The sequence below is a fragment of the Mesorhizobium sp. M0678 genome, assembly GCF_040320505.1.
Lineage (GTDB): Bacteria > Pseudomonadota > Alphaproteobacteria > Rhizobiales > Rhizobiaceae > Mesorhizobium.
In genome coordinates this window covers 153,630-168,816 of the sequence record NZ_JAMYPT010000003.1, presented here as the reverse complement: position 1 = coordinate 168,816, position 15,187 = coordinate 153,630, and the positions used below count along the sequence as shown (strand labels likewise).

16 protein-coding genes are annotated in these 15,187 nt (G+C 62.3%); 8 read left to right on the top strand and 8 right to left on the bottom strand.

All coding sequences use genetic code 11. The annotated features are described in order from the left end of the window. Positions 1–154: 154 nt before the first annotated feature. Entirely contained in the window at positions 155–979 is an 825-nt protein-coding gene (locus NKI29_RS07375) for a L,D-transpeptidase (protein ID WP_023677853.1), read from the bottom strand. Positions 980–1,153: 174 nt separating this feature from the next. Continuing rightward, positions 1,154–1,816 carry a haloacid dehalogenase type II gene (locus NKI29_RS07370; protein ID WP_023677852.1) on the bottom strand — a complete coding sequence of 221 codons (663 nt, stop codon included), beginning with the start codon at positions 1,814–1,816 and terminating at the stop codon, positions 1,154–1,156. A gap of 151 nt (positions 1,817–1,967) precedes the next feature. On the opposite strand from NKI29_RS07370, the gene NKI29_RS07365 reads away from it, so the two are divergent. The 4 genes from NKI29_RS07365 (at position 1,968) to NKI29_RS07350 (ending at position 5,129) form a co-directional block, all read left to right on the top strand. Then, on the top strand, positions 1,968–2,846 hold the full coding sequence (locus NKI29_RS07365; protein ID WP_352470990.1) for a branched-chain amino acid aminotransferase: 879 nt from the start codon (positions 1,968–1,970) through the stop codon (positions 2,844–2,846). A gap of 107 nt (positions 2,847–2,953) precedes the next feature. Further along, entirely contained in the window at positions 2,954–3,550 is a 597-nt protein-coding gene (locus NKI29_RS07360) for a superoxide dismutase (RefSeq protein ID WP_023677850.1), read from the top strand. 175 nt (positions 3,551–3,725) lie between these two features. Continuing rightward, positions 3,726–4,169: a c-type cytochrome gene (locus tag NKI29_RS07355; protein WP_352566539.1), complete on the top strand. Its 444-nt coding sequence runs from the start codon at positions 3,726–3,728 to the stop codon at positions 4,167–4,169. 9 nt (positions 4,170–4,178) lie between these two features. After that, positions 4,179–5,129: a cytochrome c gene (locus NKI29_RS07350; protein WP_352569879.1), complete on the top strand. Its 951-nt coding sequence runs from the start codon at positions 4,179–4,181 to the stop codon at positions 5,127–5,129. A gap of 11 nt (positions 5,130–5,140) precedes the next feature. Here NKI29_RS07350 and NKI29_RS07345 read toward each other — a convergent pair whose 3' ends face one another. From NKI29_RS07345 to NKI29_RS07335, 3 genes are all read right to left on the bottom strand, one after another. Then, positions 5,141–5,524, bottom strand: coding sequence for an SET domain-containing protein (locus tag NKI29_RS07345; RefSeq protein WP_023677847.1), 384 nt, complete (start codon positions 5,522–5,524; stop codon positions 5,141–5,143). A gap of 145 nt (positions 5,525–5,669) precedes the next feature. Next, positions 5,670–6,296, bottom strand: a complete 627-nt coding sequence (locus NKI29_RS07340) for a LysE family translocator (protein ID WP_023677846.1) — start codon at positions 6,294–6,296, stop codon at positions 5,670–5,672. 77 nt (positions 6,297–6,373) lie between these two features. Further along, positions 6,374–8,485: a S9 family peptidase gene (locus tag NKI29_RS07335; protein WP_352795761.1), complete on the bottom strand. Its 2,112-nt coding sequence runs from the start codon at positions 8,483–8,485 to the stop codon at positions 6,374–6,376. A gap of 674 nt (positions 8,486–9,159) precedes the next feature. Between NKI29_RS07335 and NKI29_RS07330 the strand changes: the two genes are divergently transcribed. Beyond that, positions 9,160–9,585, top strand: coding sequence for a Ros/MucR family transcriptional regulator (locus tag NKI29_RS07330; RefSeq protein ID WP_023677844.1), 426 nt, complete (start codon positions 9,160–9,162; stop codon positions 9,583–9,585). A gap of 114 nt (positions 9,586–9,699) precedes the next feature. Here NKI29_RS07330 and NKI29_RS07325 read toward each other — a convergent pair whose 3' ends face one another. Further along, complete coding sequence (locus tag NKI29_RS07325) at positions 9,700–10,128, bottom strand: SufE family protein (RefSeq protein WP_023677843.1); 429 nt, start codon at positions 10,126–10,128, stop codon at positions 9,700–9,702. Between the two features lie 112 nt (positions 10,129–10,240). Continuing rightward, positions 10,241–10,609, bottom strand: a complete 369-nt coding sequence (locus tag NKI29_RS07320; RefSeq protein WP_023677842.1) for a DUF5330 domain-containing protein — start codon at positions 10,607–10,609, stop codon at positions 10,241–10,243. 519 nt (positions 10,610–11,128) lie between these two features. Between NKI29_RS07320 and NKI29_RS07315 the strand changes: the two genes are divergently transcribed. The 3 genes from NKI29_RS07315 to NKI29_RS07305 all read left to right on the top strand — a co-directional run bounded on the left by NKI29_RS07315 (position 11,129) and on the right by NKI29_RS07305 (position 14,058). Then, entirely contained in the window at positions 11,129–12,874 is a 1,746-nt protein-coding gene (locus NKI29_RS07315) for an ATP-binding protein (RefSeq protein WP_352795974.1), read from the top strand. Next, positions 12,849–13,616 (top strand): peptidoglycan-binding domain-containing protein, encoded by a 768-nt coding sequence (locus NKI29_RS07310; protein ID WP_352566132.1) that lies wholly within the window; start codon positions 12,849–12,851, stop codon positions 13,614–13,616. Before NKI29_RS07315 ends, NKI29_RS07310 begins: the two co-directional genes overlap by 26 nt. 94 nt (positions 13,617–13,710) lie before the next feature. Next, entirely contained in the window at positions 13,711–14,058 is a 348-nt protein-coding gene (locus NKI29_RS07305; RefSeq protein WP_352454316.1) for a DUF1491 family protein, read from the top strand. Between the two features lie 10 nt (positions 14,059–14,068). Here NKI29_RS07305 and NKI29_RS07300 read toward each other — a convergent pair whose 3' ends face one another. Beyond that, complete coding sequence (locus NKI29_RS07300; RefSeq protein ID WP_352569878.1) at positions 14,069–15,079, bottom strand: DUF2336 domain-containing protein; 1,011 nt, start codon at positions 15,077–15,079, stop codon at positions 14,069–14,071. Positions 15,080–15,187 lie beyond the last annotated feature (108 nt).

The window sequence follows — 15,187 nt, the reverse complement described above, 5'->3', positions numbered from 1 at the left end:
GGGCAGCAATGGGTAGGGAACGCTGGTTGCGTTGAATGTCGGCTATCGGGGGGCTCGGCATAAGCATCGGACCTAAAAGCGGGCACGGGCAAGCCGACGCTCGGCAAAGCCAGCAGGAGCCGTGAGCAATCCCGCCTCCGCGCTTTCGACCAGCTCAAAAGATCGAGTTTGTGATCGATTTTATCGGGCCGAGCAGGATCGATCCTTCCGGCACGCCAGCGTCGATCGGGATGGCTTTGCGGTTTGCTGTCGCCACCATCGGCTGACCGATGTCGGCCGTCACCACGACCGGGGTCTTGTTCGGCACACGATCATAGAGATCGATGATGTCCTGGTTCATCAGGCGCACACAGCCCGACGACACCGACTTGCCGATCGACCGCCATTCCGGCGAACCGTGCAAGCGGTAGAGCGTGTCCTGGTTGCCCTGGAAGAGATAAAGCGCCCGCGCGCCAAGCGGGTTCTTGAGCCCACCGGGCATGCCGCCATTGTCGGCGCTGTACGGCTTCAACTCCGGCTGCCGGGCGATCATGTCGTCCGGCGGCGTCCATTTCGGCCATTTCTGCTTCCATTGGACCACCGCATCGCCCGACCATTCGAAGCCGGCGCGGCCGAGGCCGACACCGTAGCGGATCGCCTGGCCGCCCGGGCGCACCAGGTAGAGGAAGTGATTGGTGGTGTCGACGACGATGGTGCCCGGCTGCTGCCCGGTCGGATCGTCAACGATCTGGCGCAGGAACTGCGGGTCGATCTTGTCGGCCGGTATGGCCGGCAGCTCGAAGCCGCCATCCGACATCGGCCCATACATCGTCACATAGTCGCCGAGCGCCGGCTCGACATAGGTCGGCGGCGGTGGCTCGACCGGTTGTTGCGACAGCGTGGTGCAACTGGAGACCGCGACCGAGGCGGCGCCAAGGGCTGCTGCGTTGAGAAAACCGCGACGGCTCAGGCGAAAAGAGGACGATGGGGGTGTGAACATGATTGCCTTTTTTAAGTCTCAAATCGCAACAAAGCATAAATGCGTCCTGTTGCGCGCGGTTGCCCGAGCAATGCCCGGCGCGATAGGCGGTTCCAATTCTGGCCGCAGGGTGGACAAACAAAGGCAAAGCTGTGACCGGATCGTCACTGTTGCGCCGACGCAACATTTCCGGTGTCACCCCCCGGCGACCAGACCTTCAAGGGACGGCAGGATCAGGGCCGGTGGAAAATCCCGGTATTCCTCAGGCTGATTGGCGCGGTTGATCCACACTGTCCTGAAGCCGAATTTGGTGGCGCCGGCGACGTCCCAGCGGTTGGATGACTGGAAAGAGACAGCGCCCGGATAGAGGCGCCAGCCCGTGGTGACCATGTCGTAGACCGACGGATCGGTCTTGAAGCGCCTGACGCTGTCGACGGAAAAGACGTCGTCCAGGACCTGGTCGAGCGCGGCGGACTTGACGGCCGCTTGCAGCATCTCAGGCGAACCGTTGGACAGGATCGCCAGCCTTGCCCCCGATGCCTTGAGCGCCTTGAGCACGGCCGGTACCTCCGGATAGCAGTCCAGCCGCCAATAGGCCTCGAGCAGCTTCGCCCTCAGCCCGGCATCGGCGGATGGAACCTTGCGCAGGGCGAAGTCGAGGGCCTGCTCGGTGAGCTGCCAGAAATCGGCATAGGCCCCCATCAGCGTCCTGACCCAGGAATATTCCAGCTGCTTGGCGCGCCAGATATCGGACAGCAACTGGCCGTCCGGCCCGATCTGGTCGGCGTGACGGCGCACGGCCGCATGCACGTCGAACAGCGTGCCATAGGCGTCGAAAACGTAAGCCGCGAACTGCATTCGACAGTTTTGAGGCCGCATAAGGCAAGGCGCAAGCGCTGATTGCAGTCCGCCAGCCCGCTGGCCTCAACAAATCTCAGCCATGCCGGTTGACGGCGGCCGCCAAAGCATCTTCCAATGCGCCGCAACAAGCATCGAACGGAACCTGGCAATGACATTGGCGACAGCGGCGCAATCCGCGACATGGACCTTCGTCGACGGCGACTGGTACGAGGGCAATGTTGCCATTCTAGGGCCGCGCAGCCACGCCATGTGGCTCGGCACCAGCGTGTTCGACGGCGCTCGCTGGTTCGAGGGCGTCGCTCCCGATCTCGATCGCCATGCAGCGCGGGTAAATGCCTCGGCGATCGCGCTCGGTCTGAAACCGACGATGAGCACCGACAGGATCGTCGGCCTGACCTGGGACGGGCTGAAGAAGTTCGACGGCAAGACGGCGGTCTATATCAGGCCGATGTATTGGGCCGAGCATGGCGGCTATATGGGCGTGCCGGCCGACCCGGCCTCGACGCGTTTCTGCCTTTGCCTCTACGAATCGCCGATGATCTCGCCGGCGGGGTTTTCGGTGACGGTGTCGCCGTTCCGGCGCCCGACCATCGAGACCATGCCGACCAACGCCAAGGCCGGCTGCCTTTATCCCAACAACGGCCGTGCCATCCTCGAAGCCAAGATGCGCGGCTTCGACAATGCGCTCGTGCTCGACATGCTGGGCAATGTCGCCGAGACCGGCACCTCGAATATTTTCCTGGTCAAGGACGGCCATGTCCTGACGCCGGCGCCGAACGGCACCTTCCTGTCCGGCATTACCCGCGCGCGCACCATGGCCCTGCTAGGCGAATACGGTTTCACGACGACGGAAAAGACGCTGTCGATCCGCGATTTCCTGGAGGCGGACGAAATCTTCTCGACCGGAAACCACTCGAAAGTCGTGCCGGTCACCCGTATCGAGGATCGCAATCTGCAGCCGGGACCGGTGGCCAAGAAGGCGCGCGAACTCTATTGGGAATGGGCGCATTCGACTTCGCCCGGCTGACCCGCTAAAAAGCGGCCGGCGCTTCGTTTCCGGAGTTGTTCCAGACCAATCCAGTCCTATGTTAGTCCGGTATCGACACCGGATTTTTCCACGAGGGAGTACGACCGATGGCTTTTGAATTGCCCGCCTTGCCCTATGATTACGAGGCTTTGCAGCCTTACATGTCCAAGGAAACGCTGGAATATCACCACGACAAGCACCACAAGGCCTATGTCGATAACGGCAACAAGCTGGCCGCCGAGGCGGGCATGGGCGATTTGTCGGTCGAAGAGGCCGTCAAACAGTCCTTCGGCAAGAATGCGGGCCTCTTCAACAATGCCGCCCAGCACTACAATCACATCCATTTCTGGAAATGGATGAAGAAGGGCGGCGGTGGCAACAAGCTGCCGGGCGCATTGCAAAAGGCGGTCGACAGCGATCTTGGTGGCTACGACAAGTTCAAGGCCGACTTCATCGCCGCCGGCACCACCCAGTTCGGTTCGGGCTGGGCCTGGGTCTCGGTCAAGGACGGCAAGCTGGCGATCTCGAAGACGCCGAATGGCGAGAACCCGCTCGTCCATGGCGCGACGCCGATCCTCGGCGTCGATGTCTGGGAACATTCCTATTACATCGATTATCGCAACGCCCGGCCGAAATATCTCGAAGCCTTCGTCGACAGTCTCATCAACTGGGACTATGTGCTCGAACTCTACGAAAAGGCCTGATCCGTTCCAGAAAGCCCCGGCAGAACCGGGGCTTTTCTTTTTCTGCATCAGAACGACAGCTGCAAAAATTTCACGCAAGCGTGAGGCGAAGCGTCGGAATTTTTAAGCCATCCTTGCCGTTTGTCATCGGGGTGGGACCGCATTCTGAATTTGCCTTCAACATGGAGCCAAGTGAATGAGAAAGCTTATCCTCGCCATCTCGATGCTCGCCTTCGCCGGTTCGGCGGCATTTGCCGACCCGGTAGCCGACCGGCAGGCCCTGATGAAGGAACGTGGCAAGATCGCCGCCGGATTGTCGAAAGTGGTCAAGGGCGAGACGCCCTACGACGCCGCTTCGGTGCTGACGGCGTTGCAGGCACTGCAGGTCAATGCCGAGAAATTCCATGCCGGCGTCGACACGCTTTTCCCGGCGGGCAGCGACACCAGCGACACGACGGCGTCCCCAAAAATCTGGCAGGACATGGCCGGCTTCAAGACGGCTGAAGGCAAGTACCTCGCCGACGTCAAGGCGGCGGTCGCCGCAGCACCTGCGGATGCCGACGCGTTGAAGGCGCAGTTCAACACCATTGGCGGCGGCTGCGGCAACTGTCATCAAAACTACAGGGTGAAAAAAGGCTGATAGCGGGCAATGCGCTTGCTGAAGAAACTTGTCGGCGCCGCCCTCGTTCTGGGCGGCGCGGCCGCGATTGCCGGCTGGTTCCTGTCGGCTCCGGTCAGGCTCGATGCCGCAACGCTGGCTGAGCTTGGTCCTGGCGACGCCGCCAGGGGCAAGCGCATCTTCTACGCCGGCGGCTGCACATCCTGTCATGCCAAGCCTGGCTCGCAAGGCGACGCCCGTCTTCAGCTGGCGGGCGGCCTTGAACTCAAGACGCCATTCGGCACCTTCGTGCCGCCGAACATATCGCAGGATACCAGGGACGGCATCGGCGCCTGGTCGGTCGAGGACTTTGCCAACGCCATGCTGAAGGGCGTGTCGCCGTCGGGCGAGCATCTCTATCCGGCATTTCCCTATGCTTCCTACGCGCGCATGAAGCCGGCCGACATTGCCGATCTCTATGCATTCCTGAAGACGTTACCCGCGGTCGCCGGCAAGGCGCCCGCCAATTCGCTGGCATTTCCCTTCAACGTCCGACGCGGTCTTGGCTTGTGGAAGCTGCTCTATTTGAGTGACCAGCCGGTCGTTTCCTTTCCCGACGGCACACCGGATCCGGTGTTGACAGGCCGCTATCTGGTCGAAGGCCCCGGCCATTGCGGCGAATGCCACACGCCGCGGGATCTTGCCGGCGGCACCAGGAAGAGCCAATGGCTGGCAGGTGCGGCCGCCGCCGAAGGCAGCGGCATCGTGCCGAACATCACGTCGGGCGAGGGCGGCATCGCGGACTGGTCCGAGGCCGACATCGCCAACTATCTCGAAACCGGCTTCACGCCGGATTTCGATACGGTCGGCGGCGCAATGGTCGACGTGCAGCGGAACATGGCCGTGCTGACCCCGGAGGACCGCGCGGCGATCGCCGCCTACCTGAAAGCCGTGCCGCCGCACCCCAACGGCTATCCGGCGCGCAAGAAGCCGTCGAGCTGACGGCCGTTGCGTCAGCGGTCGCCGAGAAAGTCGAAGCCGGTTTCGAAGAAGTGATTGTAGTCGCAGGTCATTTCCTCGCCGGGCCCAATGTCGCGCAAGGCATAGGTCTCCTCCGGCTGCGAGACGTCGCAATTCGGGTCGTCGGCATGGTTCATGTAGCGCGCATCGTCGGCTTCGAAGACGATGTAATTCGGGTCGCGCCGGTCCGGATAGGCGTAGCGGTCGAGATAGGTTCTGACCGGCCCGGTTTCCCGCTCGTAGGCCGCTACCTCGATGCGCCGGTCGTATTTCGGGTCGAGCTTCCAGACCAGCGTGCCGCGGGCAATGTGGTTCTTGGCAAAGACGCCGATGCCCTGGATGGGCGATTTGTCGAGATAGACATCGACGAGCAACATGGCAGATCCCTGGGTGATTGTGTGTTGGCGCGGCTGTGAAAAGGCCGCGCACTGGGTAGCGCGCGGCCTTTGCAATTGCGAGCGGAAAATCAGCTGTGCCTGCCCATTATCCGAAGCCTCGTACGGCTCGTCGCCTGTCGAGACCCTAGCGCTGTTGCAGCGCCAGCCGGATGCCTAAGGCGCAATAGATACCGCCGACAGCCTTGCCTTGCCATCTCAGCACCGTCGGGTTTCGGCGCAGGAATGCACCGAGGCCGCCCGCACCCACGGCGAAAACCACCGTGCTGACGAGGCCCAACAGAACAAAGATGATGCCCAATATCGCCAGTTGAAGCATCACCGATCCGTTTTCAGGCCGCACGAACTGCGGAAGAAATGCGAGGAAGAAAAGCGCGGTCTTGGGATTGAGAACCTCGGTCAAAACAGCCTGCCGAAATGCTTTGGCAGCGGGGATCGCAAGTGCGCCGGCGGCCGGATAGGCCGGCGTTTTCTCGATGATCGCGCGAATGCCGAGATAAATGAGGTAGGCTGCGCCGATGTACTTCACGATGTTGAAAAGCGCCGCCGACGTGGCAATTATCGCCGAAATGCCGACGATCGCCATGAAGGTGTGAACCACGTCGCCGGCCGCGATCCCGGCGCCGGTCGCAATGCCCACCCTGGTTCCGGAACTGGTTGCCCGCGCCACCGTCAGAAGAGTGGCGGGACCCGGGATGAAGACAAAGCCAAGCACAACCGCGACATAAGCTATCAACGTGGCGAGATCGATCATTGGTGGGCTCCGCAACTCTCACCGCCAATGAAGCCACGTCGCGGAACGGAAGGCAATGACCGCTCATCCGCCGATGCTCACGCCGCAAGCTCGGCCTTGCCCCTCACCTTGAGCGCGAAGGCGTAGGTGAAGGCGATTTCCTCCAGTCTTGAAAACCGGCCGGAGGCGCCGGCATGGCCTGAATCCAGGTTGATCTTGAACAGCACCGGATTCCCACCTGTCTTGCGGTCGCGCAGCCGCGCCACCCATTTGGCCGGCTCCCAATAAGTGACGCGCGGGTCGGTCAGGCCGGCCAGCGCCAGGATCGGCGGATAGTCGAGTGCGGCGACATTGTCGTAGGGCGAGTAGGCGGCGATGGTCCGGTAATCCTCCGCCGACGCGATCGGATTGCCCCATTCCGGCCATTCCGGCGGCGTCAGCGGCAAGCTGGCGTCGAGCATGGTGGTGAGCACGTCGACGAAGGGAACCTCGGCGACGATGCCGCCGAAGCATTGCGGCGCCATGTTGGCGACCGCGCCCATCAGCATGCCGCCGGCCGAACCGCCTTGCGCAACGATGCGGTCATGCTGCGTATAGCGTTCGGCGACAAGGTGGTGGGCGGCAGCGACAAAATCGGTGAACGTGTTCATCTTGTTCGCCCGCTTGCCGTCGTCGTACCAGCCATAGCCCTTGTCCTTGCCGCCGCGAACATGGGCTATCGCGTAGACAAAGCCGCGGTCGACCAGCGAAAACAGATTGGTGTTGAACGCGGCGGGTACGGCTATGCCGTAAGATCCGTAGCCGTAAAGCAGGCAAGGGGCGGACCCGTCGAGCGGTGTGTCGCGGTGATGGAGGAGCGAGATCGGCACCAGTTCGCCGTCGGCGGCAGGCGCCATCAGCCGGCGCGTGACGTAGTGCTCCGGGTCGTGGCCGGACGGCACTTCCTGGGTCTTGAGCAGCACCCGCTCGCGGGTGCGCATGTTGTAATCGAAGACCTGCGCCGGGGTCGTCATCGACGAATAGGAAAAGCGCATGATCTCGGTGTCGTATTCGTAGGAGCCGGACAGGCCGAGCGAGAAGGCTTCCTCGTCGAAGGAGATCAGGTGCTCCTCGCCGCTCTTGCGGTCGCGCACGACGATGCGCGGCAGGCCTTCCTTGCGCTCGAGCCGGACCATGTGGTCCTTGAAGCCGATCACCGAAAGGATCAGCCGGCCCGCTTCGTGCGGCACCAGTTCCTGCCAGTTGGCGCGCACCGGATCATGGGCCGGCGCCGTCATGATCTTGAAGTCCTTGGCGCCGTCGGCATTGGTGAGGATGAAGAAGATGTCGCCGCCTTCCTCGAGTTCGTACTGCAGGCCCGTCTGGCGCGCCGCAACCAGCTTCGGCTCTGCGAACGGATCGTCGGCGCTCATGATGCGGTATTCCGAGGTCTCATGGTCGTTGATGCCGATCATGATCCACTCGTTGGAGCGCGTGCCGCCGACATCCATGAAGAAGCCGGGATCGGTCTCCTCGTAGATCAGCCGGTCGTTTTCAGGACCGTCGCCAAGCGCATGGAACAGCACTTTGGAAGGACGGTGGTTGGGGTCGAGGCGGGTGTAGAAAAAACCGTCATTGCCGGCATCCCACACACCGCCGCCGCCGGTGTCCGGGACCCTGTCCGCCAGATCGTTGCCGCCGGCCAGATCGCGGACGCGCAGCGTGTAGAATTCGGAACCCTTGTCGTCGAAGGCCCAGAGCAGCTTGCTGTGGTCGTCCGAATGATCGACGCCGCCCAGGCGGAAATAGGGCTTGCCCTCGGCCTCGGCATCGCCGTCGAGCAATATCTGCTTGTCGCCGCCGTCACGCGCCGTGCGGAAATAACGCGGCTGCTGGCCGCCAAGCTTGAAGGAGGAGCCGTAGGCGTAAGGTCCGTCCTTCATCGGCACGGAAGAATCGTCTTCCTTGATGCGTCCCTTCATTTCCGCGAAAAGCTGCTTCTGCAGTTGGACCGTATCGGCCATCAGCGCCGCCTGGTAAGCATTCTCGGCTTCGAGGTGGGCGCGGATTTGGCCGTCGAGCAGGGACGGATCCCTGAACATCTCTTGCCAATTGGCGGCCCTCAGCCAGCCATAATCGTCCGTCCGCGTTATGCCGTGATGCGTGTCGAAGATCGGCCGCTTCTCCGGCTGCGGCGGCGTGGCGGTCGGAAACACTGGGGTTCTGGTCATTGCGTCTCGCTGTGGAAGCTACTTGAATGGCGAATGAACACGCCGAGCAGCGCGGGTTCAAGGGCTATGATCTATTGTCGTGGTGGCTCGAGAGGACGGGCTGGAGGAGCGGATAACGAATATTTCTTCTCGGACTGCCGCGGTTCTCGCCGTCGCTGCGATGACCCTGCCAGTGCCGGTCAATCTCATGCAACTGCCTTCGCGGCTTGGCAAGTGGCCGATATGGCTGGGTCTACGGAAATACATTACCCCATTTCAATGACACAGCGCACCGCTCCGGCGACGGCTCGCGAGCAACAGTAACGCTTCGCAACCTATGATTTTACTGAATCCGCCGATCATCCAGGCTGTAATGCCGCCGGCAGGGTCAAGCATCGAACTCTATTTACCTGCTGCCGTTTGTGTAATGGCTGCTTGCCGCGGCGTCAGTCGATGCTGGTCTGACCAGAAAAAACGGCAAAGTTACGCTTTGCACGAAAGAGTGAAGCTGAATATGGAAGATTTGACTTGTATCGCTGAATAGACCGAAAGAAGCGAATTGACTTACTTGGCGGCCCGGCCCATTAAGATGCCGCGACGCGAATCGCGGAGGCTTTTTCCTGCACAAGTTCGCGCGATGCCCAACTATCGAAACGGGCGCAAACAGAAACAATTCTCGTTGGGGCCTGAACGCCATGGATATTACCGAAACACCTTCCAGAAACAGTGACGCGCTGATCGAGCTCACCGCCGACGTGGTGGCTGCCTATGTCAGCAACAATCCCGTACCGGTCGGCGAACTGCCGAACCTTATCGCCGATGTCCATGCCGCTCTCGGGCGTGTCGGCGGGGCCGCCGAGCAGCCGCCTGCCGACAAGCAGAAGCCGGCGGTAAATCCGAAGCGGTCGGTGCATGACGACTACATCATCTGTCTCGAAGACGGCAAGAAGTTCAAGTCGCTCAAGCGTCACTTGATGACCCACTATGATCTGACGCCCGACCAGTATCGTGAAAAGTGGAACCTGGACCCGAGCTATCCGATGGTTGCGCCCAATTACGCGGCCGCCCGTTCGCAGCTCGCCAAGAAGATGGGTCTCGGCCGCAAGCGCAAGGGACGCTGACAAGCGGCTCTTCCGGTTTGATACTCAAACGGCGCCTACAGGCGCCGTTTTCGCATTGTGGGGAGACCAAGCTCAGGCCGCCAGTTCTTCATGCCGCCGGCAATTGCCGTCCGGTCAGGCGGTCTGCTTCAGCGCTGCCTCGGCGTCACGCTTGATGCGCTTGACCATCGAGCGAAGACCATTGGCGCGCTGCGGCGACAGGTGCTCGTCAAGTCCGAGTGCCTTCAATGTGGCCTCTGCGTCGGTCCTCTGGATTTCGCTGGCCGGCCGTCCCGAAAACAGCGCCAGCATGATGGCGACCAGGCCGCGCACGATATGCGCGTCGGAATCGCCCTTGAAGGTGATAACGGGGTCGACACCCCCGCCTTGCTCGGTGGTCAGCCAGACCTGGCTGACGCAGCCGGGCACCTTGTTGGCTTGTATGCGTTGCTCGTCGGGAAACGGCGGCAGCGCTTCACCCAGTTCAATCACATAGCGATAGCGGTCTTCCCACTCGTCGAGCAGGGAAAAGTCGTCGCGGATGGTCTGGATCGTCGTCGTCATTCCCCCGGATATAGTCATCCGGCGCTGCCACGTCACGGAAAAAGAGGAGAAACGCCGCAGGTGCCGAGAGCGAGAGCCTTGCGGTTTAGCGATGAATTCGGCCGAAACAGTCTCAGTTCTTCGCCGGCAAGTGCACTTTCGCCGGCAAATCGACTTTCGCCGGCAACACGATTTCCTCGGACACGCTGCCGGTGGTCGTCACCGTATCGGGTTCAGCGGCCTTGTCGTCCAGCATGGCGGCCGCGATCTTGGCGGTCTCCCTGGCCCGGGCGGTGATGGTGTGCATTGCCGATTTCCCGGTCTCGCACACGTCCGGCTTGCGCTCGCAGATGCCGGCGATATCGCCGACGGCTTCGCGCGCCGCAAACAGCGCCTGGAGCGGCCCGACGCTTTCGCGGCCCGCATCATCGGCGCCGACACCCAGCGGCAGCGCCAGAAGCACCAGCGAAAACCAGAAAGCAGCTCTTATCAGAAAGCCCATCTGTCTGTCCTTTATGACGTCATGCATCCGAACCGCACGACCCTTGTACCGCGATACTGACACAGACGCGCAAAGGACGGCTTGTCCCGAAAGCAACAGTTTTCCTTAAATTTTAGGTAGATTCGAAACGAAGCGTTTTGAAGTTCATTTGCCTCGAACGGCTCAGATTTTATTCAGCAAATGATAACCATCCAACCTATTGTTTTTCATTATCATTTTCTTAATCGGCGACAGTTTGATGCCATCGGTCGTAGGTTCAGGCGCGGGCGGTGTGGATAACGCTCCGTTTACTATGGCGGCAATTGCCCCGGTTTTTCCCCGCCGGTATCCCGATATTTGCAGCCTGCCGGGGGACCATCGGCCCAGCCTTATCCATTCCTTAAACGCTGGATGCGAGTTTCGGAATCGACAAAAGCCGCCTGCAAAGCAGGGCCGTTCACGACCGGGTGCGTTGAGTTGAGTGCGATCAAGGCCAGATACGCCGAGTTGCCGGGCGCGATAGCCGCCGGTTGCGAACGGATGGTTCATCCGTCCGTGCTCGGCCAGAGCGATCGTCGCCGCCACAGTCGGTTCATTGGCGCCATGCTGGCGGCTCCTTTCTTCAGCGCGGGTGCAGCGGTGACGCTGGTCACGTCGGGCATGGGCGCGGCCGTGACCGTGGCTGCCATCTTTGCGGCGTTCGGCCTTTGCTGGTTCGCCGCCCTGCTGGTGGCTGCATCGGGCAAGATGACCCTGGCCGGCCAACTCGCCTTGGTCGTCGGCAGCGTTGCCCTCGGTGCCCTTATCGCTGCCGCCGGCGGTGTGGCCTCGCCGGTTGCCTTGCTCGCGGTGGCGGTGCCGTTTGAAGCGTGGTGGATCGGCCAGTCGCGCCGTGCCGTGATCTGGGGCGCCATATCGGCCTTTGTCGCAGTCTTGCTGCAGCCTTTAGCCGGTTCCGTCTTGCCGCTCGACCAGACCGAAATCGCCGCATGGCACTGGCTGGTACCACTGGCCTGGGCACTCACGCTCATTCCGCGTATCGCTCCGCTTCGCGGCGCCGCCAGCGCACAGTTCGATCCGGCCGGCAGCCACCGGCTCGAAGACCTCATCGACACCGTCGTGCTGCGAATCGCGGCGCATGGCGAGGTTCTGGACGTCTCGGCTAAGGCACGCACTATGCTGCGGCTGCCACCGGAGCTGCTTTTCGGCACCGGACTTTTCGATCGCATCCATCTGTCCGACCGCGTCCCGTATCTCAGTGCGCTGGCCGATATGCGCGATGGCGCCCTGTCGCGCCGGCTCGACCTTCGCGTACGGCTGCCGCAGAGCAGTGGCGTGACGGCCGACAATTACCGGCCGTTCTCGCTCGAGATGATGCGCGCGCCGGGGCAGGAGACTGTCTTTACGCTTCTTCTGCGCGAGAACGACGAACTGGCCGGACTGCGCCAGGAGCTTGCCGCCGCCAATGAGGCGGCTGCCTCCGCCGAGGTGGCGAAAGGACGCTTCCTTGCCGTCGTCAGCCATGAGTTGCGCACCCCGCTCAATGCCATCATCGGCTTTTCCGACATGTTGCTGCACGAGATGTTCGGCAGCTTCAAGGATCCGCGCCAGAAGGAATATGTCGGGCTGGTCAGGGATTCGGGCCAGCACCTGCTCGCCGTCGTCACCTCGATACTCGACGTATCGCGGATCGAATCGGGCGCCTACGCGACCGAACCGGAACCGTTCCGCTTCCGCGAAGCGGTCGAGATGTGCCAATCGATGATGCGCCTGCAAGCCGAGGCAAAGGCCATCGATCTGCAGGCCCAGATCGCGCCGGACGCAGGCGAAATAAATGCCGACCGTCGCGCCGTGCAGCAGATCCTGATCAATCTCGTCTCTAACGCGATCAAGTTCACGCCCGAAGGCGGCAATGTCGTCATCGGCGCCAAGCGCATCGGCTCGCGGCTGCATTTCTGGGTCCGGGATACTGGCATCGGCATCGCCGAGGAAGATTTCGCCAATCTCGGCAAGCCGTTCATGCAGATCCAGAACGACTATACCCGCCGTTTCGAAGGCACAGGCCTCGGGCTCTCGCTGGTGAAGGGGCTGGTGGCGCTGCACGAGGGCACCATGTCGATCGAAAGCATGCCGGGCGAGGGCACTACGGTGACGATCAGCCTTCCCGTGAGCGGCCCGACGGGCCGCTCGGCGGAGAAGGCCGGCGTGGTGCCGATGTCCGCGGCCAAAGCCAGAGCGGACGGTGGCAAGGGGGAGAGCAATGGGTCGCTCCGCAAAACAGCCTAAGGCGGTCAAACGCCGCGGCAATGCCTTCGAGCACGGAGCTATGGCTCTGGGCAGCCTGATCTCGCGCAATCCTGTTGTGGTCGGCGGCTCCACCGCATTCCTGGTGACGCTGTTCTACGTCTCGGCGAACGCGCTTTGGTACCAGCCATTTCCGCATGCCGGCGCGTTTTTCGCCACCAGGAGTATCGAGCGCTTTCCCCGGGCGGACAGCGACGAGCCCGAAACCACCATCAATATCGTGCGTCCGGCCGCTGCGCCGATCAAGAGCGACCCGGTCGTCGAACAGGTCCAGGGCATTTTGAAGGATCTCGATTTCTATTCCGGCACCGTGGACGGGATTCCCGGACCGAATACGCGCAAGGCCATCCAGGCCTATCAGCAGAAGGTCGGATTGAATGCCTCCGGCGAGATCGACAGCGTCCTGCTGGATCAACTGGGTGCCACGCCGACGACCGCAGCCGTGGTTCCGCATCCCGTGCCGCGGCCGGTCGAAACGGTCGCTGTTCCAGCCGCCATTCCAGCGTCCGCACCGGCAAATGCGGTGGCGCCGGATCCCCGCATCGTCAAGATCCAGGCCGGACTGAAAGCGTTCGGCAATGACGACATTCAATTGGATGGCGTCGTAGGCGCGCGCACCAAGGCCGCGATCAAGGAATTCCAGGCGCTGTTCGGCTTGCCGGAGACCGGCGAGCCAGACGAGATCGTCTACGTCAAGATGCGCGAGATCGGCCTGACCAACTAAGGGTCGTGACGGCCGCTCGCCGGTCGCTCGGCAAAGACCGGTTACGGTTTTCCGGCCAATGCTGTAAGGACCGCCGCATGTCCAGGAATTCTCCATGCGGGTAACCACCGATCTGTGGGTGTCGGCGCTGTTGCGCCGGGTTTTCAGCGCCGGCGGCTTTGCCGCCGTGGTCAAGCGCGGCGCGACGGAAGCCGGCGCGGTTTTCGTGCTGGCGCGGGGCAGGCTGGGGGAGATAGCGCTGTTCGGGCCGGCGCCGCAGACGAGTTACGATTCAGCCAGGCCGGACGACCGTTTTTTCAGCCTGCTTGGCGAAGGCGACGATGCCGCCATCTTCGACGCGCGGCTGGAGCGCGAGAAGAGATTCGATCCGGATATCTGGGTGGTCGAGATCGAGGCGGGCGCCATTCCCGTCGAGGAGCTTATCTCGGTCAAGGCGTCGTAACGGCAAGCCTTCAGATGCGACGCGCCTTTGGGGTGGCGGCTATATCGGCGCTGTTCGGCTTGCGCAGGTCGGCATTTGCGGCGACGCGCCCAGGCTTGCGAACAATTTTCGATACGGTGTCGGCCTTCCAGCCGCGGAGCCTGTCCAACGCCGCGTCGCGGTGCAGCAGGCGGTAGCGGTCGAGGAAGATGCGGATCGCCTGCGGGTGCGGAAACTCGGTCGGATAGATGGCCGCCGTGATCAGGAACGCCTTGTCTTCACTAAGGTCGAGCGCGCGCAAGGCGGCCAGCAGCGGTGTGTAATTGTGGCTCGCGGTGAGCGTCCGCGCCGTTGAAAAATCGACTTCGAGCGCATCGGCGAGCGCTGTCTGGAAGAATGCCGCATTGCCGGTCAGCGCGGTCTCGCGCAGCTTGACATAGGTTTGTGGCTCGACGAACGGACTGATGGCGGCGCCGCTCTCGGCGCGCATCATGGATCGCAGCCTGCGGCGTACAGTTTCAGCGGCATCGGAAGCCTCTTGCCTGTTGACCTCGCCCGCAACCACTTCGGCGTTTTCGGACGCGGCTTTGGCGGTTGTTTCCGGCTGCTGCTGCGACCGCACCAGCGTCGGCCTTTCGAGCACTTTGATGAGATCCGCGATCGTTTGATTGAGATCCTTGCGGCGGGCAATGGCACGGGCATGCGGCAGGCCGTGACGCCCGATCAGCGCGATCAGGTCGACGTCGCTGAGGGCGCGCGAGCGGATCAGCAGCGGAGCGGCGATGTCGACCCGCTCCTGGCAAAGCCGCCGCACCAGCGCGGCAGGTGCATATTCGCATTCGGAAAGGGCTGCCGCGACGTAGCGGCGCGATTCGACCGAGACATTCTCGAAAAGCGGCAGCGTCAGGTCTTCGAGCTGCGCGATTTCCCGGCGCGAAGGGCGGGTGAGCGAGCAGAACGCCGATACCGCGGCGCGAAACAGCCTTTCGGCCTTTCCCGATTCAGCTCCTGCTGCGATTTGCCTGAAATCCGAAGCTGACACGAAGGATACGCCCGACACTCGACACGATCTGGACAGCGCTCTGCCGGGCTGTACCGGTTTCGCGTTTCCCAAGAACAAAGATCAATTTAGCGGCGATCCGTTAGCGCT